This window comes from Streptomyces sp. NPDC043878 (assembly GCF_056435735.1).
In genome coordinates, this window is the sequence record NZ_JBWKDW010000008.1 from 32,657 (window position 1) to 52,358 (window position 19,702).

Sequence of the window (19,702 nt, forward strand, 5' to 3'; positions counted from 1 at the left end):
CACCAGGAGTCCGCTCATGACGACCACCGAACAACCACCGTCCGAGCACGGCCACGACGACGCCGAACTCGCCGAGTTCGGCTACAGACCCGAACTCAAGCGCACCCTCGGCAACTTCCACACCTTCGCCGCCGGGATCAGCTACATCTCCATCCTGACCGGCACCTTCCAGCTCTTCTACTTCGGCTACGGCAGCGGCGGCCCCGCCTACTGGTGGTCGTGGCCGATGGTCTTCGTCGGCCAGTTCACGGTCGCCCTGTGCTTCGCCGAGCTGGCCGCCCGCTATCCCGTGGCGGGGTCGGTCTACAACTGGTCGAAGAAGGTGGGCAATCCGCACCTGGGCTGGCTCGCCGGCTGGATGATGCTGATCGCCTCGATCGTGTCGATCTCGGCCGTCGCCCTCGCCTACCAGCTGACGCTTCCGCAGATCTCGTCGGTGTTCCAGTTCGTCGGGGACGGCACCGGCACGTACGACGTGGCGACCAACGCGGTCGTCCTCGCCACGGTGCTGATCCTGTTCACGACCCTGGTGAACGCCTTCGGCGTCAAACTGATGGCCACCATCAACAGCGCGGGCGTGCTCATAGAGCTGGTCGCCACCGTCGTCCTCATCGTGCTGTTCGCGGTCCACATCACGCGGGGGCCGCAGGTCGTCACCGACACCCAGGGCACCGGAGCCGGGCACTCCGCCGGCTACCTGGGCGCGTTCATGGTCGCCTCACTGGCCTCCGCGTACGTCATGTACGGCTTCGACACGGCTGCCTCGCTGGGCGAGGAGTCCCTGGACCCGTCCCGGAACGCACCGCGCGCGATCATCCGCGCCATCGTCGCCTCGTTCATCCTCGGCGGACTGGTGCTGCTGCTCGCGCTGATGAGCGTCTCCAGCCTGAAGGGCGACAAACTCTCCACCGACGGCCTGCAGTTCATCGTGCTCGACGTGCTCGGTCCGACGGCCGGCAAGGCGATGCTGTGGTGCGTCCTGATCGCGGTGACCGTCTGCGCGCTGGCCGTGCACACGGCGGCGATCCGGCTCGCCTTCGCGATGTCCCGCGACAACAACCTGCCGGCGTCCTCACTGATGGCGAAGGTCAGCCCGCGCTTCCAGACCCCGGTGCTGCCGGCGGTGATCATCGGTGTCCTCGCCGTGGCGATCCTCGTCGTCAACATCCGCCAGCCGCAGATCTTCACCGTCGTCACCAGCATCGGCATCATCATGATCTACCTCGCCTACCTCGGCGTCACCGGCCCGATGCTGGTGGCCAGGCTGCGCGGGACGTGGCAGCCCGCGGGCGACGGCAAGTTCTCGCTGGGCCGCTGGGGTCTGCTCGTCAACATCGTCGCCGTGGTGTGGGGCACGGCCATGACGGTCAACCTGATCTGGCCGCGCGCCGAGGTCTACAACGCGGCCGCCCCGTTCCACTGGTACCTGCGGTGGGGCGCGGTCCTGTTCGTCGCGGTGATCGCCGGCGGCGGCTTCGCCTACTACTGGTTCGTGCAGCGGCACAGGACCGGCGTACTCGCCGAGCACCGGCTGGACGACCCGGCCGCGCCGCTGGGCGCCCCGGCGACCGACTGAAGGAGGTCAACAGCTCATGGACAACGATGAGTTCGACTATGTCGTGGTCGGCGGGGGCACCGCCGGCAACGTGGTGGCGGCCCGGCTCTCGGAGGACCCGTCCGTCACGGTGTGCGTGCTGGAGGCGGGCCCCAGCGACGTCGGTGACGACGACGTCCTCAGACTGGAGCGCTGGATGGGCCTGCTGGAGTCCGGCTACGACTGGGACTACCCGGTCGAGCCGCAGGCCAGCGGCAACAGCTTCATGCGTCACGCCCGCGCCCGCGTGCTCGGCGGCTGTTCCTCGCACAACTCCTGTATCGCCTTCTGGGCGCCGGCCGAGGACCTCGACGGCTGGGCCGCGGCGGGCTGTACGGGCTGGAGCGCCGCCGACCTCTTCCCGCTGTACCGGCGGCTGGAGAACAACGACGCTCCCGGCGACCACCACGGCCGCACCGGGCCGGTGAAGCTGCGCACGCTCAAGAGCGACGACCCGTGCGGCACGGCCCTGCTGGAGGCGTGCGCGCAGGCCGGCATCCCGACCACGCCGTTCAACACGGGCCGGACGGTGGTGCGCGGGGCCAACTGGTTCCAGATCAACTCCGACGAGGACAACATCCGCCAGTCGTCCTCGGTGGCGTACCTGCACCCGGTCCTCGGCAAGCGGCCGAACCTGGAGGTACGGACGGGGATGCGGGCCAAGAAGCTCGTGCTCGACGGGCGGCGCTGCGTGGGCGCCGAGTACCTGGACCCGGACCTGATCCACACCCGTACCGTACGGGCCCGGCGCGAGGTGATCGTGTCCTGCGGCGCGATCGACTCACCCAAGCTGCTGATGCTCTCGGGCATCGGGCCGGCCGCGCACCTGCGCGAGACCGGCGTCGAGGTCGTCGTCGATGCGGCGGGCGTCGGCGAGAACCTCCAGGACCACCCCGAGGGCGTCATCATGTGGGACGCCAAGCAGCCCATGACGACCAGTTCCAGCCAGTGGTGGGAGGCGGGCGTCTTCTACGACACCGAACCGGGCCTGGACCGGCCCGACCTGATGTTCCACTACGGCTCGGTGCCCTTCGACATGAACACCGCCCGGCACGGATACCCCACCTCCGAGAACGCGTTCTGCCTCACGCCCAACGTGACGGGCGCCAGGTCCCGCGGGACGGTGCGGCTGCGCACCCGGGACTACCGGGACAAGCCGATGGTCGACCCGCGGTACTTCACGCACGAACACGACGTACGGGTGATGACCTTCGGGCTGAGACTGGCCCGCGAGATCGTCTCGCAGCCCGCGCTGAGCGGCTGGGCGGGCGCCGAACTGGCCCCGGGACCGGACGTGCGCACCGACGACGAACTCCTCGACTACATCCACCAGACCCACAACACCGTCTACCACCCGTCCTGCACCGTGAAGATGGGCGCGGACGACGACGCCTCGGCCCCGCTCGACGCGCGGCTGCGGGTCAAGGGGGTCGAGGGGCTGCGGGTCGCGGACGGCTCGGTGATGCCCGACCTCGTCGCCGTCAACCCGTGCATCACGACGATGATGATCGGCGAGAAGTGCGCCGACCTGCTGAAGGAGGACGCCTGATCAACCGGTGGCCGGTGTGGGCCGCCGGTACATCCGTGTCGCCGTGATCTCGCTGTGCACCGCTTCGCCCTCTCCGGCCGGGACCTGTTGGGGCAGTCCCGGCCGGAGGTGTTCCTCCACCCTGATGTACTTCAGGCCGGCCCGCAGGTCGGCGTCGTTGCGCAGCCGGATGACGAGCGGGAACTCGGCGAGCGCCGTCGTGTCGAACAGACCGGTGGTGTACAGGAGTTGCACGCCGAGCGCGTTGGACACGGCCCGCTGGAGCTCCAGCAGGTAGGTGGCGTTGGCGCGCCCGATGGGGTTGTCGAGGAACAGCGTGCCGGCGTGCCGGTGCTTGTCGCGGCCCCGGTCGTTGCTGCGGAGGGCGGCCATCGTGCAGTACAGGGCGATGGCCGCGGTGAGCAGTTGTCCGCCCGAGAACACGTCACCCATCTGCCCGACGGGGACCCGCTCCGCGCGCAGCACCGCGTCCGGCTTGAGGATCTCCACGGCGATGCCCTTGGGCATGAGGGCGGCGCCGACCCCGCGCAGCAGCAGCGACATACCGTCGCGCCGCAGGTCGGAGTTCTTCCTGACGGCGGCCCGGGTGGCCTCGTCGATGACCTCGCCGAGGCGCTCGGTGAGGACGGCCTGGTCGGGCTCCTCGAAACGGATGCGCAGGAACTCCTGCCCGGACCACTCGCCCAGGCCCTCGGGCAGGCGGGACAGCCGCTGGGCGGAGCGCAGGGTGGCGAGGGCCGACTCGACCAGCCCCCGCAGCCGGTCCACGATCGAGTCCCGGTTGCGTTCCAGCTGGGCCAGCTCGTCGGTGAGGACGCGGAGGCGGGGCGCGAAGGCGTCGGCCCACTTCCGGGCGTGCTCGGGCAGCGCGGACGCCGGCAGCTCGCGGATCTGCTGCCGCGCGGGGGTGCGGACCTGCTCGTAGCGCGTGGAGTTGGCGTGCCGGACGAGGATGTCGCTCGCCTCGCGCACGGCGGACTCGGCGGCGGACAGGTCGGCGGCGCAGCCGCGCAGGGAGCGGCGGGCGTCGGCGGCGGCCTGCCGGGCCCCCTCGGGGCTGCCGGGGTAGGGCTCGGGCTCCTCCCGCTCCTCCTCGGCGGTGTGCTCGCGCAGCAGGTCGCGGAGCGTCGCGGCGATCTCGTCGAAGCCGCCGGCGGCGTCCTCAGCGGCGCGGTGGGCGTCGAGGAGTTCCGCGTGTGTCTCTCTGGCGCCGTTCAACGCCTCGGTGCGGGAGGCGAGTTCGGCACTCGCGGTGCGCAGCAGCCCCTGGGCGTGTTCGGCGTCGCGCGGCAGCATGTCCTCGGACAGCTCGGTGTGCGCCTCACCCTCCTCGGGTGCGTGCCGTTCGGCCTCGGCGCGCAGCCGGCCGAGCTGCTCGCTGGCGGCGGACATCCGGGTCTCCAGGAGCTGGACCAGTTCGTCGGCGCGGGCCGCGGCGGCCTGCCGGGACGGTCCGTCCGAGCCGTCGGTCGACTCCAGGAGCTGACCGGCGCGGGTGCGGACCTTGTTGCTGAGGCGGTCCAGTTCGGCGCGCGCCGCGCTCTCGTCACTCTCGGCCCGGGCCTGCTCGGCCCGCAGGTCGGCGCCGACGCCGACCTTCTCGTACACCTGGGAGGCGGCCCGGTAGGCCTCGCGGAGGGCGGGCAGCGACGACTTCGGGGCCGTCGCGTCGGCCTCGGGTACGTCGTCGGGGGCGCCGGCGATCTCCGAGCGCTCGGCACGCAGGGCGCGGGCGGTCCGGCGGGCGTCGTCACCGGCGCGCTGGGCGGCCCGCCGGTCCTCGTCGGCGGCCCGGGCCCGCTCCAGGCAGGCCTGGGCGCGGGCCTCCGACTCGGCGGCTTCGTCGGCCAGTTCACGCAGCTTGACCTGCCAGCCGGCCCGTTCGCGCAGCCGGAAGGCGAGTCCGGCGAGGGCGTCGGCGGCACGCCGGGCCTTCTGCGCGGCCTCCTGACGTTCGTCGCGCACCTGGGCCGCCTCGGCGGCCGCCTCGTCGGCCTCGGTCCGCACGGTCCGCGCCTCGACCAGCTCGGCCTCGGCCTCCTCGGCGAACGCGCGGGTCTCCCGGGCGGCCTGCGCGAGTTCCACGAGCCGCCCCGCGGGGCAGCCGGTGCGCCAGGACGACAGGCGTGCCGCCAGCTCCCGGTCCTTGCCGAGCCGGGCGGCGAGCGCCCGGATCTCCTCGTCCCGGGCGCCGGCCCGCGCGCGCAGTGCCTGCCGCTCCTCGTCGGCGGCGTGCTCGTCGTGCATGGCCGGGTTGGGCGGTACGAGGAACACGTCGGCGTGGCGGCCGTCGTGGGTGTCGGCAGCGGGCGTGGGGGCGAGCAGGGCGGCCGCGGTGCCGACCGCCACCGCGGAGCGCGGCAGCAGCGCGGCGTCGGTCAGCGCCTCCCGCGCCCGCGCGTGCGTGTCGGGGTCGGTGATGATCACACCGTCGACCAGTTCGGGCCGGGCGGCCAGGACGCGGGCGTGGTCGACGGGGTCGACGGCCTGGGCGAGATAACGCCAGCCGGGCAGCGCGGGGATGCCGCGTTCGCCGAGGAACTCCACGGTGGCCAGCACGTCGGGGCCGGGCGGCAGCAGCCCGCCGTCGCCGAGCGCGCCGAGGATCCGGGCGTCGTCCGCGGCGGCGGTGCGCAGGTCGAAGAGCTGGCGTTCGGCCCGGGAGACGGCGTCGTCGAGCAGTTCGCGCAGTTCACCGGCGAAGCGGTCCAGGTCCTCGGGGGTGAGGGAGCCGCTTTCGGACCGGCCGGGCGGGGTCGTGCCGGCACCCGGGGAGGCGGCGGGCCCGTCGGCCCCCGCACGCGGCGCGGGCACGGTGCCGCGCCCGGCACCGGCAAAGACGCCGGGCAGGCTCAGCAGTTCCGCGAGGCGCTCCTCCGACGCGAGGCCCTCGGCGAGGCGGCGCTCGGCGTCGTAGGACCTTTCGGCGGCGGCCGCCGCGTCCGCCGCGCGGGCCGCCGTCAGCTCCGCGCGGGACTCGGCCGCGGCGGCCTCCCGGGCGTGCTCGGAGGTCCGGCGCGACGCCTCCCGTGCCGCGTCCCAGGCGGCCACGGCGGTCTTCTCGGCGTCGCTGGCGGCGAGCGCGGCCCGCGCGGGGTCGGCGTCGGGCGCGCTGTCGTCGAGCCAGCCGGCACGCACGGCCTCGGCGGTCTCCTGCTCGACCTCCGTGAGGCGCTGGCGCAGGTGTCCGGCCTCGCTGCGGGCGCGCTGCGCCTCCGTGGCGGCGGAGGTGGCGTCCCGGTGCGCGGTCTCGCTGACCTCCTGGAGCGCCGCGGACCGCTCCTCGCCCTCGTTGGCGAGGGTCTCTGCGCCGTCCGCGGCCGCGTGCAGCGCGCGTACGAGGTCCACGGCAGCCCTGGACCGGGCGGCGAGCGCGGGGGCCGCGTCCCGCTCGGCCTCCTGGATGGCGGTGGCCACGCGGGCGACGCGGTCGGCGGCGGCGCGGTGACGCAGCACCACCTCGGCGGCCTGCCAGGCGGAGTGCAGGGTGCGCGCGTCGGCGAGCTCACGCTTCAGCGCGGCTGCCGACCTCTCGGCCCCGGCCAGCGCCAGCGAGGCGTGCCGGTAGGCGAGTTCGGCGGCGATCAGGGCACTGCGCGCGCGGCCTGTCTCGGCGTGCGTCACGGCGTACGCGGCGGCGGTCACCCGCTGGGCGAGGTCGCCGGACCGGAGGCGCTCCCGCGCGCCCCGAGCGGAGAGCCGGCGGGCCAGGGTCCGTGTGCGGCGCTCGGCCCCCGTGTGGATCTCGCGGGCGCGGGAGCGGGCCTCGGCGGCCTCGACGATCCGGCCGAGCAGGTCCACCGACCCGGCGGTGAAGTCCCGTTCGGCGATCAGCTCGGCGCGCCGGCCCAGCTTGTTGCCGAACCCGCTGACCAGGTCGGCCAGTCCGTCGGTGTCGCGGGTGTCGGTGACGGCGCGCAGCAGCAGGTCGGTGAAGTCGGAGTCCTTCTTGACCGCGAAGAGTCCGGCGGCCTCGCCCTCGTCGGCGTTCATCTCCCGCTGGTAGCGGAAGAGTTCGGGGTCGAGGCCCAGATCGCCGAGGTGCTCGATCCACCGGTCGTGGATGTCCTCCCAGTGGACCTCCAGGTGCGGGTACGCCTTGCCCGCCTCGGTGATGGCGTCCCGGAAGCCCTTCATGGTGCGCCGGCGGCCCTGCGCGCCGGACTGGCCCTCGACGGGCGGCCGTACGGCGGTGGACTCGGCGACCGGCAGGTTGTCGAGGCTCAGTCCGGGGCCGGGGCGGAAGGAGTACCAGGCCTCGGCGAACTTCCGCGGGTCGCTGGAGACCTGGCGCCCGCGCCACTCGCTGGCCTTGCCGACCACGACGCACTCGCCGGTCTGCACGTGCTGCCACTCCAGCGCCACGTGCCCGCAGTCGTCGGCGAGCAGGAACTTGCGCAGCACTCCGGAACTGGCGCCGCCGAGCGTGTTGCGGTGGCCGGGCAGCATCACGGAGAAGATCAGCTTGAGCAGGACGGACTTGCCGCCGCCGTTCTCCAGGAAGAGCACGCCGGCGGGGGCCGGCCGCAGGGGCGGGCCGACGGGCTCCTCCGCGAAGAACTCCGCCTGGATGGGCGCGGGGTCGGGCACGGGCTCGCCCACGCCCCGCAGGTCAAGCACGGTGTCGGCGTAGCGCGCACCGGCGGGACCGATGGAGTAGAGGCGGACCCGGGACAACTCGTACATGGCGGACTCTCGTAAGTCTTCGGCAGGTCGGGGACGTGGCAGGGGCTGGGGGCTCAGGAGGAGTGGAACGGGAGCCCGGCGTCGGCCACCAGGTCCAGGTCGTCGCTCTCCTCGGCCGGCAGCAGGCTCGGCGTGCCGTCGGTCACCGGGACGACGCCCAGTTCGAGGAGCTCGGCCATGGCGGCGGTGCCGGCCATGTCCCGCACCTGGAGCTGGTAGCGGGCCGTGGTGCGGTAGGTGCCGCCGTTCTCGTCGCCGGTGCGCTGGAGGAAGCCGGAGTCGGTGAGGAACGCGGCGGCCTTGCCGACGATGCCGGTCGTCGAACCGGCGAGGCGGCGCGCGTCCTTGGTGGCGCCGGTGGCGCTGCGTCTCGCCCAGATCCGCCAGGCGCTCTCCAGGCCGGGGGCGTCGGTGGCCGGGTCGGTGACCTCGCCCAACTCCTCGGCGCGCTCCTCCAGCCGGCGGCAGGCCTGACGTACGAACGCGTCGACGCCGTTGACGGTGACCCGCCCGATGTAGCCGTCGTCGGCGAGGTCCTCCGGCCGCGGGAACGCCATGGCCGCGACGGCGAGGTGCGCCAGCCCGTGCAGGAAGCGGTCGGCCGAGTCGGCGGACGTGCGCCGCGCGTAGTCGCCCATGCGGACGGCGAACACCGAGTCCTCGGCCGCGGTCACCGCCATCCCCGCGCGCGGGGACACCTCCAGGACGACCAGGCCGAGTCCGGCGGCCACCGCGTCGGCGAGCCGCGCGAACGGCGCCTCCTCGCGGTAGCGCCGCAGCAGGTCCTGGTACTCCTGGTCGCGCGCGGGCTGGAGCTTGGGCTGGAGACCGAAGGCGACGAGCCGCGCCGCGTCGGCGGCGTCGGCGGGGGTGACGGCGGCACTCGCCTGCGCGGCGACGGCCTCCGGCTCGCTCCGGTCGACGTGCTCGCTCACGACGGGGACTCCTCGGGGTGGTGGGGGACGACGGGCGGGACGGAGGGCGGGACGACCTCTCGACAAGCACGGGGGCGTGGGGTGCTCGGCGGGCTCGCGTGGGCGGCGACCGACGCACGGGCGGAAGGGGCCACGCGGGCGGGAGCGGCTGGGCCCGCCCTGTGGGGAGCCGCTCCGACCGCTCTGTGGGGAGCCGCCACGAGCGTTCCGGGGGGAACCGCCACGAGCGTTCCGGGGGGAACCGCCACGAGCGTTCCGTGCCGCGGCCGGGACGTCGGACCGGGTCCGTGCGGGGGCAGGGGCATCAGGCGGCCTCCGTCCGGTCCGCCGTCATTCCCGCCGCGTCCAGCAGGGCCATGCCGACGATGAGGTCGGCGCCGCCGAACTCCGGGTCGTCCAGCTCGGTGCCGTCGTCCACGGCGAACAGCAGTTTGCGCTCGCCCTGCCGGTAGGCGGTGCCCACCGGCGGACTGGCCGCGTGCACGGCCAGCAGGGCGACGAGGTAGGGCAGTTCGGGGTCCTGCCGGCGGGCCTCGGCCAGCAGCCCGGACAGCCGGCGGGGGGCGTCGGCCGGCAGGTCGAGCAGTGCCGTGGCCGCCGCCAACTGCTCCTCGCTGAACCGGCTGTCGTCCGGGGTGGCGACGAGGTCCGGCTCGGGCATCTCCGCGCCGAGGTGTTCCCGCTCGACCGGGGGCGTCAGGAGGATGTCGACGAGGTCGCCGACCCGTACGGACACCGGGGTCCGCAGCCCGGTCCCGTGCGCGAAGAACGCGTCGGTGACCCGGACCGCCTCCCGCAGGGGCAGCGGCAGGACGGGCGCGAGGAGGTGGCCGTACAGGTCGGTCCCCGAGGTGGTCAGGGGGGTGGCGAACGCCTGCCGGTCCTGCTCGGCGCGGAACAGCGGGCCCGCCTCCAGCAGCCGGGACTGGAGCTGCGTGTGGCGCCGGATGCAGTCCTTGACGATGTCGACGAGCTCGGCCGCGCGCCGCTTCTGCCCGGAGTCCTCGGACTCGTCGCGGGCCCGGCGGATGTTGGTGAGGATGGCGTTCTCGTGGCGGTAGCGGTCGGCCACGTGGTCGAGGGCCTCGGCGATCATGTCGGGCACCGAGTTGAGCCAGTCGACCGCGCGCACGTTGCGCCGGGTCGCGTCCAGGGCCCGGCGCAGCGTCTCGGAGTACTGCACGGTCCGGTAGCGGGCCTGTTCCGCGGCGAGCTGGGCGTCGGCGAGGCGGCCGCGGCTGATCAGCACCTCCAGCTTGACCTCGGCGGCGATCTGGGCGCTGGTGACGTCGGTGTCCAGAGCGCCCACGAGGACGTTGACCGCCTCGTCGGTGGTACGGAGGTAGACGGTGCCGCCGGGGCCCGGCACCTCCTCGATCAGCTTGAAGTCGTAGTCGCGGCGCACATAGGTGCCGTCCGTCGCGAACGTGCCGTAGACGGCGCGGAATCCGCGGTCCACGCTGCCGACGTTGATCAGGTTCTCCAGCACCCAGCGGGCCACGCGCTCGTGCTCGGCCACGGGCCGGGTGGGGGCCTGGGCGGCGATGCGCGGGATGAGCCGGGCGACGACATGGTCGTGGTCGGCGCCGGTGTCGAAGTCCATGTTCAGGGTGACCAGGTCGATGGCGGACAGGGCGACCTCCGCCATGCCGTACACCGAGTACTCGCCGGCGAGGTTGGCCTTGCGGGCATCGAGGTCGTGCAGCGGCGCGGTGCAGGCGAGCGCGCGCAGCCGCCGCGCCAGTCCCTCGTCGGCGGCCGGGCCCGGTGCGGGGCGCGGCCCCGCGCTGAGCTGGGGCGGAACGCTGTCCGTCGATGCAGGCGAAGTCACGGTGCACAGACTAGGTCCTCGGTCTGACAACGACCCAAACGACGCAGATGCCCCCGGCGCAGCGCCGGTCACACGGGTGCGGTGGTGGTCCTACGGGTGCGGTGGTGGTCGCATGAGGGCGGCGCCCCAGCCGAGCGCTCTGCCGCCCGTGGAGCCGCCCGTGGCGCCGCCCGTGCCGCGGTGTGCCGTCGGGCGTCCGCGGCGCGTCCGTGGGACCGGTCGCGCGGTTCCCCGCGCCCCTTCCCGGCGCTGCCCAACCGGAGTGACGTGCGTGGCCCCGTCAGCACTCCTCAGCTCTCCTCGCCGACCCGGCGGCGGTACACCTCGACCACGCGCCTCAGCGAGTCGGCGAGGTAGACGGCGAGCAGGCGCTCGGCCTCGTCCTTGTCCCGCGCCTGGAGTGCCTGGAGGATCTGCTGGTTGCGCGCGAGGTAGGGCTCGTGCAGCCGGCGCGGGTCGTCCACCACGTGGAAGGCGAGGCGCAGTTCGGCGAAGACACTGCGCATCAGCTCGTCGGTGCGGTCGCTCGCCGCGAGGGCGACGAGCTCCCGGTGGAAGTGGATGTTGGCCGTGCCCAGCGCTTTCCAGTCTCCTTCGCGCGCCGCCCGCTGTCCCTCCGCGACGGCGTCGGCGAGACCGTCGAGGCCGTACGGCGGCTCGCCGAGCCCGCGCACCACGGCGCACTCGACGAGGCCGCGGGTGCGGTAGATGTCCTCGACGTCCTCGACGGTCAGGACCCGGACGAAGACGCCCCGGTTCAGCTCGTGGACCAGCAGCCTCTCGTGCGTGAGCAGCCGGAACGCCTCGCGCAGGGTGTTGCGGGAGACGCCGAGCGCGCCGCCGATGCTGTCCTCCGACAGGCGGGTGCCGGGCGGGAAGTAGCCCTCGGCGATACGGCTTCTGAGGATGTCCGCGACCCGTTCCGCGGTGCTGGTACGGCCCAGGAGGGCGCGGTCGTCGGCCAGTCCTGTCAGCTGCTCTGCCATGCCCGGAATTCAAGCGCAGACACAGGAACGAAACAACACGGGTATTGAAGGATCGTTCAACGATCCTCTACCTTGTGACGACGGTGGAGTTCCCGCACCCACGGCGTCCGGTCCTCCCCGCGCGGCACGGCTCAGTCCTCACGCACTCTCCGTCCTCCCTCTGCGAGGTGCCCCATGAGCACGACCCCACCGCCACAGTCCCTGACCACCGGCCCCGACGCCGCTGTCGCGACGGGCGCCCACGCCGACGACGGCGCGCTGGGCTGGCTGCGCGCCCTCGGTCCGCGCGGCCGCCGCGCCTTCGCCGGCGCGTTCGGCGGCTACGCCCTCGACTCGTACGACTACTTCACGCTGCCGCTCAGCATGGTGGCGCTGGCCTCGTACTTCGGCCTGGACAGCGGACAGACCGGGCTCTTCACCACCGTGACGCTGGTGGTATCCGCGGTCGGCGGTGCCCTCGCGGGGGTGTTCGCGGACCGCGTCGGCCGGGTCAGGGCTCTGATGATCACCGTCGTCACCTACGCGGTGTTCACCGTCGCCTGCGGTTTCGCGCCCGACTACGAGACGCTGCTGGTGTTCCGGGCCCTTCAGGGGCTTGGCTTCGGCGGTGAGTGGGCGGTCGGGGCGATCCTGGTCGCCGAGTACGCGAGCGCCCGGCACCGCGGCCGTACGCTCGGCGCGGTCCAGAGTTCGTGGGCCGTGGGCTGGGCACTGGCCGCGGTGGTCTACACGCTGGTCTTCTCCTTCCTCGGCGCCGACCTCGCCTGGCGGGTGATGTTCTGGACGGGCGCGCTGCCCGCGCTGCTCGTCATCTGGATGCGGCGCCGGGTGCACGACGCGCCCCAGGCGGCCGCGGCCCGCGAGAAGAGCGCCGAGAAGGGCTCGTTCACGGCGATCTTCAGGCCGGGCACGCCCGAGGCGCCGGGCCTGCTGCGCACGACGGTCTTCGCCGGGCTGCTCTCCACCGGCGTCCAGGGCGGCTACTACACCCTCGCCACGTGGGTGCCCACGTATCTGAAGACCGAGCGTGACCTGTCGGTCGTCGGCACCGGCGGCTACCTCACGTTCCTGATCTCCGGCGCCTTCCTCGGCTACCTGACGGGCGGATACCTCACCGACCGGCTGGGCCGCAGGCGCAACATCTGGCTCTTCGCGCTGCTGTCGGCCGTGTGCATCCTGGCGTACGCGAACATCCCGAGCGGCGCCAACACCGTGCTGCTCGTGCTCGGCTTCCCGCTCGGGTTCTGCATGTCGGCGATCTTCAGCGGCTTCGGGTCGTATCTGAGCGAGCTGTACCCGACCGCGGTGCGCGGCACCGGCCAGGGCTTCACCTACAACACCGGTCGCGCGGTGGGCGCCGTCTTCCCCACGACGGTGGGGTTCCTCGCCGACAGCTGGGGTGTGGGCGGCGCGCTGGTGTTCGGCGCGATCGGATACGCCATCGCCGCGCTGGCCCTGCTGGGCCTGCCGGAGACCGCCGGGAAGGAACTCACGTGAACACGACCCAGGACCGTCCGGTGACCGCGCCGCGAGCCCGGCCGTCGACCCCCGCGGGGGACCGCCCCCTGACCGTCGTCGACCCGCACGCGCACGCGTGGAGCCCCCAGGACGCCCGGATGCGCTTCCGCGCTGGTCTGGCGGGGCCCACCGCCGGGGTCGCGGCGAGCCACACCCAGGTCAACCTGATCTCGGTGGCCGCCGACTGGGCGTACGACATGCTGCTGTTCTGCCAGCGCAACCCCAAGCCGTGTCCGGTGCTCGACGTCACCGACGCCGGTTCCCCGACGACCGTCCTGGCCGACGGCGCCGACCTGCGCACCGATCTGCCGCGCTACCGGGTGTGGGAGAACGGCGAGCTGGTGGAGGAGCCGACCGACGTGCGCGCGCACTGGCGTGACGACCTGGTGTCGTTCCTGATCGGCTGCAGCTTCACCTTCGAATGGGCGCTGACCGGGGCGGGCGTCCCGATCCGCCACATCGAGCAGGGGCGCAACGTGCCGATGTACGTCACCGGCCGCCAGTGCCGCCCGGCCGGGCGGCTGCACGGGCCGATGGTGGTCTCCATGCGGCCGGTGCCGCCGCAGCACCTGGCGGCCGCCATCCGGGAGAGCAGTCTGCTCCCGGCGGTGCACGGCAGCCCCGTGCACTGCGGCGATCCCTCGGCCCTGGGGATCCACGACCTCGGCCGCCCCGACTTCGGCGACCCGGTGGAGTCCGAGCCGGACGACATCGCGGTGTTCTGGGCCTGCGGGGTGACCCCGCAGGCCGCGGTGATGGCCTCGCGTCCGCCGTTCGCCATCACCCATGCCCCCGGGCAGATGTTCCTCACCGACGCCCGCGACGAGCAGTACCGCGTGGCATGAGCAGGAGACACTGGATCCATGACCCCGATCGATCTCAACGCGGACCTCGGCGAGGGCTTCGGCCGCTGGCGGCTGACCGACGACGAGGGCCTGCTGTCCGTCGTCACCAGCGCCAACGTGGCCTGCGGTTTCCACGCCGGGGACCCGGTCACCATGCGCCGGGTGTGCGACCAGGCGGCCGAGCGGGGGGTCCGGATCGGCGCCCAGGTCTCCTACCGGGACCTCGCGGGTTTCGGGCGGCGCGCGATGGACGTGCCGTCCGCCGAGCTGGCGGCCGAGGTGGCCTACCAGATCGGCGCGCTCCAGGTCTTCGCGCGGGCGGCGGGCACCCGCGTGTCCTACGTCAAACCGCACGGCGCGCTCTACAACCGCGCCGTGCACGACGCGCAGCAGGCCGGCGCGGTCGTCGACGGTGTGCTCCTCGCCGACGCCACGCTGCCGGTGCTGGGGTTGCCCGGCTCGCGGCTGCTGGAGCTGGCCGGGAAGGCGGGTCTGCCGGCCGTCCCGGAGGCGTTCGCGGACCGCGCGTACACCGCGGAGGGCACCCTCGTCCCGCGCGGCGAGGACGGCGCCGTGGTCAGCGACCCGCAGACCGTCGTGTCGCGCTCGCTGGGACTGGCCCGCGACGGGGTGGTCACCGCCCGCTCCGGGGCGCGCGTTCCGGTCCGCGCGCGTTCCCTGTGTCTGCACGGGGACACACCCGGTGCGGTGGAACTGGCCCGCCGGGTCCGGAAGCGGCTGGAGGAGTCGGGCGTGCGGGTGGAGGCCTTCGCATGAGGGTGCTGCCGGTGGGCGAGGGCGCCCTGCTCGTCGAGGTAGCCTCGGGCGACGAGGCCCAGGCACTGCACGCCGAACTGCTGCGCCGCCGCGCGGAGGGCCTGCTGACCGCCCGGGAGATCGTCCCGGCGGCCCGCACGGTCCTCCTGGACGGCGTCAGCGACCCGCACCGCGTGGCGTCCGAGCTGACGGCCTCCAGGGTGCCCCCCGCTCCCCCGCGCGCGCGGGGGGTCGTGGAGGTCCCGGTGCGCTACGACGGCCCCGACCTGGCCGACGTCGCCGCGCACTGGGGTGTGTCCGGGCGGGAGGCGGCCCGCATCCACGCGGACACCGAGTTCCGGGTCGCCTTCTGCGGGTTCGCCCCCGGCTTCGGGTACCTCACCGGACTGCCGTCGCGCTACGACGTGCCGCGCCGTTCCACCCCGCGCACGGCCGTACCGGCCGGGTCGGTGGCCCTGGCGGGCCCGTACACCGGCGTGTACCCGCGCGCGTCGCCGGGCGGCTGGCAGCTGATCGGCACCACCGACGTGGTGCTGTGGGACACCGCGCGCGTGCCGGCCGCGCTGCTGTCGCCGGGCACGCGCGTCCGCTTCGTCCCGGTGGCGTCCTGATGACCGACCGCGCGCTCGCCGTCGTACGGGCCGGGGCGCTGACCACCGTGCAGGACCGGGGGCGTCCCGGGCACGCCCACCTGGGGGTGCCCCGCTCCGGGGCGCTGGACCCGCCCACGGCCGCGCTGGTGAACCGGCTGGCCGGCAATCCGCCCGAGGCGGCCGTCCTGGAGACCACGCTCGACGGGTGCGCCCTGCGCCCCCGTTGCACGGTCACCGCGGCGGTCGGCGGGGCGCCCTGCCGGGTGACCGTGGACGGCCGCCCGGCCCCCTGGGGCGCACCGGTCCTCGTACCCGCCGGGGCGCTTCTGGAGGTCGGGCCGGCCCTCGCCGGAGTACGCGGCTATGTCGCGGTGTCCGGCGGCATCGCCGTCGAACCGGTGCTCGGCAGCCGCTCCACGGACCTCCTCTCGGGCCTGGGCCCGCCACCGCTGGCGGACGGCGCGGTCCTGCCGCTGGGACCCGCGGCCGACCTCCACGCGCGCGTGGACGTGGCCCCGCAGCCGCGTCCCCCGGCCGAACTCGTCCTGCGCGTCACACCGGGCCCGCGCGAGGACTGGTTCACACCGGAGGCCGTACGGACCTTCACCACCCGCGCGTACCGCGTGTCCTCCGCGAGCAACCGCATCGGACTGCGCACGGAGGGGCCCGCCCTGGAGCGGGCCCGGTCCGGTGAACTGCCCAGCGAGGGCATGGTGCTGGGCGCCGTCCAGGTACCGCCGGACGGCCGGCCGGTCGTCTTCCTGGCCGACCACCCGACCACCGGCGGCTACCCGGTCATCGCCGTCGTCCGCACCACCGACCTCCCGGCCGCCGCGCAGGCCGTGCCCGGCATCCCGGTGCGTTTCGTGACCGTCCGCCGCCGCTGACACGGCAGTCGGGGCGCCAGGGCGGGGCGCCAAGGCAGCCGACAGCCGACCCGTCGGCCGGCGACTGCCACGACGCCCACGCCGCCCCCACGACGGCCACGGCGCCCACGCCGCCCCCACGACGGCCACGACGCCCACGACGGCCGCAACGGCCACGACGGCCGCAACGGCCACGACGGCCACGACGGCCACGACGGCCACGACGGCCACGACGGCCACGACGGCCACGACGGCCACCTGATGATCGCCCTCATCGGGCTGTAGGGGCCGCACCGGGCGGGCGCCCCACCCCGCCCCCACGCCCGCCGCCCGAAACGCCCCTCACGCCACGTCGGCCCGTTCCGTCGCCGTCAGTGCGCTGAGTGCCGCGGAGACCCCCGCGGATGCGCGGAGGTCGAGCCGGCCGCTCGTTCCGCGCGCGCGGTGGCGCAGCTCGTCCGCGGCGAGCGTCAGGAGCTGGGGCAGCAGGTCGGTGCACCGCCGGGCCACCCAGCCGGTGCCCGCGGTGGCCAGCCACCACAGGCTCGCGGACCTGGTGGGCACCGCGAACTCCGGCTCCGGCGAGGGCGCCGGCCCGGTCGCGACGCCCTCCCGGGCCAGCAACGCGTGGAAGCGCGCCGCGAGTTGCCGGTGCCCCCGCTCCCCCGGATGCAGCCGGTCCGCGCTCCACATCGCGCGGTCGGTGATCCACGCACCCTCGGAGGCGTGCAGGTGCACGGCGCCGTAGCGGTCGGACAGGGCGTGGACGACCGCGTTGACCGCCTGCTGCCGCCGAGCGAGCGGGCGGGCCAGTGCGCCCGGCAGGCCGAGCGCCCCGCCCGGGTCGGGCAGACACGCCGTGAGCAGGACCGCGCCGAGGTCCGTGCAGGCCGCGTACACGGTGTCGAGCCGGGCCGCGACGGCACGGATGTCGAAGGTGCAGCGGAGGGTGTCGTTGACGCCGATGACCACCGACACGACGTCCGGGCGCAGGGCGAGCGCGGCCGGCAGCTGCCGTTCCAGCACGTCACGCGTCTGGGAGCCGCTCACCGCGAGGTTGGTGAACGCGACGGTCTGCTCGATCTCACCGTCAGGGCCGGGCGCCGCGCCCTCGTCCGTCGTCCCGGCGAGCCCGTCCGCGAGCAGTGCGGCCCAGCCGCGCCACCCGTCCCCCGCGGGGTCGCCCACGCCCTCGGTGAGCGAGTCACCGAGGGCGACGAAACGCAGCGGTCTCATCCGACGCCCTCCGGCAGGAACGTACGGGTGGCGCCCGGCACCACCGCGTCGTGCGCGGCGAGGAACGCCTCGACCGACGTACGCCATCCGAAACACTCCGCACGCGCGCGTGCGGCCTCGCGCCGGGCCGGCTCCGGAAGCGCCAGCAGCGTCTCCACCGCGTCCGCGAAGGCGGCCCCGTGGTCGGCGGCCGTGGCTCCGGCGCAACCGATGACCTCCGACAGCGCGGACGAGGCGCTGGCCACCACCGGGGTGGCGCAGGCCATCGCCTCCAGCGCGGCGAGCCCGAACGTCTCGGCGGGTCCCGGCGCCAGACACACGTCGGCCGACGCCTGGAGCGCGCCCAGCAGCGCGGGGTCGCCGACATGGCCGAGGAAGGTGACCGGCAGTCCGCGCTCGCGCGCCCGCTGTTCGAGCCGCGCGCGCAGCGGCCCGTCCCCGGCGATCACCAGGACCGCGCGCCGGCCGCGCCGCAGCAGCGCCTCCAGGGTGTCCAGCGCGGTGCCGGGCCGCTTCTCGACCGACAGCCGGGAGCACATCACGAGCAGTGCCTCCTGCCCGCGGGCGTGCCGGGCCCGCAGCCCCGGGTCGCGCAGGTCCGGGTGCCGTTGGACGAGGTCGACGCCCAGGGGGGCCCGGACGACGTTGCGGGCCCCGACGCGCACGAACTCCCGCTCGGCGAACTCGGTGGTGCACACCACGCGCGCGTAGGTGTGGGCCGTACGGACGTTGAGGGCGTCGGCCGCGCGCCGGGAGAGGTTCTCCGACAGGCCCCAGGTGCGCAGGACGCCGTCGGCCGTCTCGTGGGAGACCATCACGGCCGGGACGCGGGCCCGCCGCGCCCACTTTCCGGTCCACCGCAGGGTCGTCCGGTCGGAGACCTCCAGGCGGTCGGGGGCGAGTTCCTCCAGGAGCGCGGCGACCCGGCGTCTGTCGGTGAGGACGCGGTAGCCGCCGGTACCGGGCAGCAGCGGACCCGGCAGGGTGATGACGCGCCCCTGTTCGGTCTCCCGGTCACCGGCCCGCTCGCCGGGCACCACGAGCACCGGCTCGTGTCCCGCCGCCCTGAAGCCCTTGCCCAGCTCGCGCAGCGCGGTGCGCAGACCGCCGGAGGAGGGCGCGACGAAGTTCGCCAGCCGTACGATCCGCAGCCCGGTCATGCCGCCACCACCGTCCTGCGCGAGGCGAGCACGTCGCCGTAGTGGCCGATGAGCTGGTCACCGACGGCGGCCCAGGTGCGACCCTCGACACGGGCGCGCGCCGCGGCGCCGAAGGCGGCCCGCAGCGCGGGGTCGGCGCCCAGGGAGGCGACGGCGTCCCGTACGGCGTCGGGGTCGCGCGGCGGAACCAGCACCCCGGTGCGTCCGTGGGCGACCAGGTCCAGCGGCCCGCCCGCGGCGGGCGCGACGACGGGCACGCCGCTCGCCATGGCCTCCTGCACGGTCTGGCAGAAGGTCTCGAAGGGGCCGGTGTGCACGAAGACGTCCAGGGAGGCGAAGATCCGGGCGAGTTCGTCGCCGGTGCGCCGGCCCAGGAAGACCGCGCCCGGCAGTGCCTGGTCCAGGCTCGCCCGGCTCGGCCCGTCGCCCACGACGACGACCCGTACGCCGGGCAGGCCGCACGCGCCGGCCAGCAGTTCGATCTGCTTCTCGGGTGCCAGGCGCCCGACATAGCCGACGATCAGTTCGCCGCCGGGGGCGAGTTCGCGGCGCAGCGCGGTGTCGCGCAGTTCGGGGCGGAAGCGGGCGGTGTCCACGCCCCGCGCCCACAGCCGGACCCGGGGCACGCCGTGTGCCTCCAGGTCGAGCAGGGCCGGGCCGGACGGGGCGAGCGTGAGGTCGGCGGCCGAGTGGACGGAGCGTATGCGCCGCCAGGCGGCCGCCTCACCGGCGCCCACGTAGGTGCGGGCGTAGCCGGCGAGGTCGGTCTGGTAGACGGCCACGGCGGGGATGCCGAGCCGGGCGGCGGCCGCCATGCCGCGGACGCCGAGGACGAAGGGGCCGGCCAGGTGGACGAGGTCGGCACGGTGTTCCGTGATGGCCGCGGCGACGCGTCGGCTGGGGAGGGCGACGCGGACCTGGGGGTAGCCCGGGAGCGGTAGGGAGGGGACACGGACGACCGGGCACGGCGCCGAGGCGTCGGGCCCGCTGCCGGCGGCGGTGGCCGGCGCGACGACGAGGGGAAGGTGACCGCGGTCCACGAGGTGCCGGGCGGTCTGGAGCGCGCAGTGGGCCACGCCGTTCACGTCGGGGGGAAAGGACTCGGTCACGATGACGACACGCATAC

14 protein-coding genes are annotated in these 19,702 nt (G+C 74.5%); 7 read left to right on the plus strand and 7 right to left on the minus strand.

From position 1 onward, the window contains the following. Positions 1 to 16: 16 nt before the first annotated feature. Complete coding sequence (locus tag AC07AZ_RS13250; protein WP_478846965.1) at positions 17 to 1,576, plus strand: APC family permease; 1,560 nt, start codon at positions 17 to 19, stop codon at positions 1,574 to 1,576. A gap of 16 nt (positions 1,577 to 1,592) precedes the next feature. Beyond that, a complete protein-coding gene (locus AC07AZ_RS13255) occupies positions 1,593 to 3,143 on the plus strand; it encodes a GMC family oxidoreductase (RefSeq protein ID WP_478846967.1) in 1,551 nt (516 codons plus the stop codon). Here AC07AZ_RS13255 and AC07AZ_RS13260 read toward each other — a convergent pair whose 3' ends face one another. The 4 genes from AC07AZ_RS13260 to AC07AZ_RS13275 form a co-directional block, all read right to left on the minus strand. After that, the gene (locus AC07AZ_RS13260) at positions 3,144 to 7,829 is read right to left on the minus strand and encodes a hypothetical protein (RefSeq protein ID WP_478846969.1); all 4,686 of its coding nucleotides are present in this window, start codon (positions 7,827 to 7,829) and stop codon (positions 3,144 to 3,146) included. A 53-nt stretch (positions 7,830 to 7,882) separates the two neighbouring features. Next, entirely contained in the window at positions 7,883 to 8,764 is an 882-nt protein-coding gene (locus AC07AZ_RS13265) for a hypothetical protein (RefSeq protein WP_478846971.1), read from the minus strand. A 304-nt stretch (positions 8,765 to 9,068) separates the two neighbouring features. Further along, positions 9,069 to 10,595 carry a hypothetical protein gene (locus tag AC07AZ_RS13270; RefSeq protein WP_478846973.1) on the minus strand — a complete coding sequence of 509 codons (1,527 nt, stop codon included), beginning with the start codon at positions 10,593 to 10,595 and terminating at the stop codon, positions 9,069 to 9,071. A gap of 290 nt (positions 10,596 to 10,885) precedes the next feature. Continuing rightward, complete coding sequence (locus AC07AZ_RS13275) at positions 10,886 to 11,581, minus strand: GntR family transcriptional regulator (RefSeq protein ID WP_478846975.1); 696 nt, start codon at positions 11,579 to 11,581, stop codon at positions 10,886 to 10,888. A gap of 174 nt (positions 11,582 to 11,755) precedes the next feature. Here AC07AZ_RS13275 and AC07AZ_RS13280 point away from each other — a divergent pair, with 174 nt between their 5' ends. From AC07AZ_RS13280 to AC07AZ_RS13300, 5 genes are read left to right on the plus strand one after another with little or no spacing between them, the layout of a single operon-like run. Further along, complete coding sequence (locus AC07AZ_RS13280; protein WP_478846977.1) at positions 11,756 to 13,078, plus strand: MFS transporter; 1,323 nt, start codon at positions 11,756 to 11,758, stop codon at positions 13,076 to 13,078. Between the two features lie 20 nt (positions 13,079 to 13,098). Then, a complete protein-coding gene (locus tag AC07AZ_RS13285; protein ID WP_478847371.1) occupies positions 13,099 to 13,944 on the plus strand; it encodes a putative hydro-lyase in 846 nt (281 codons plus the stop codon). A gap of 18 nt (positions 13,945 to 13,962) precedes the next feature. After that, positions 13,963 to 14,721, plus strand: a complete 759-nt coding sequence (locus tag AC07AZ_RS13290) for a LamB/YcsF family protein (RefSeq protein WP_478846979.1) — start codon at positions 13,963 to 13,965, stop codon at positions 14,719 to 14,721. Beyond that, entirely contained in the window at positions 14,718 to 15,332 is a 615-nt protein-coding gene (locus tag AC07AZ_RS13295) for a 5-oxoprolinase subunit B family protein (RefSeq protein WP_478846981.1), read from the plus strand. Before AC07AZ_RS13290 ends, AC07AZ_RS13295 begins: the two co-directional genes overlap by 4 nt. Beyond that, a complete protein-coding gene (locus AC07AZ_RS13300; protein ID WP_478846983.1) occupies positions 15,332 to 16,201 on the plus strand; it encodes a 5-oxoprolinase subunit C family protein in 870 nt (289 codons plus the stop codon). The genes AC07AZ_RS13295 and AC07AZ_RS13300 overlap by 1 nt, the downstream gene beginning before the upstream one ends. Positions 16,202 to 16,522: 321 nt before the next feature. Here the strand turns inward: AC07AZ_RS13300 and AC07AZ_RS13305 are convergent, their stop codons facing one another. The 3 genes from AC07AZ_RS13305 to AC07AZ_RS13315 are packed head-to-tail and all read right to left on the minus strand — an operon-like array spanning position 16,523 to position 19,700. Further along, positions 16,523 to 17,416 (minus strand): SGNH/GDSL hydrolase family protein, encoded by an 894-nt coding sequence (locus tag AC07AZ_RS13305; RefSeq protein ID WP_478846985.1) that lies wholly within the window; start codon positions 17,414 to 17,416, stop codon positions 16,523 to 16,525. Beyond that, positions 17,413 to 18,576 carry a glycosyltransferase gene (locus tag AC07AZ_RS13310; RefSeq protein ID WP_478846987.1) on the minus strand — a complete coding sequence of 388 codons (1,164 nt, stop codon included), beginning with the start codon at positions 18,574 to 18,576 and terminating at the stop codon, positions 17,413 to 17,415. Before AC07AZ_RS13310 ends, AC07AZ_RS13305 begins: the two co-directional genes overlap by 4 nt. Beyond that, positions 18,573 to 19,700, minus strand: coding sequence for a glycosyltransferase family 4 protein (locus tag AC07AZ_RS13315; RefSeq protein ID WP_478846989.1), 1,128 nt, complete (start codon positions 19,698 to 19,700; stop codon positions 18,573 to 18,575). The genes AC07AZ_RS13310 and AC07AZ_RS13315 overlap by 4 nt, the downstream gene beginning before the upstream one ends. Positions 19,701 to 19,702: the final 2 nt, after the last annotated feature.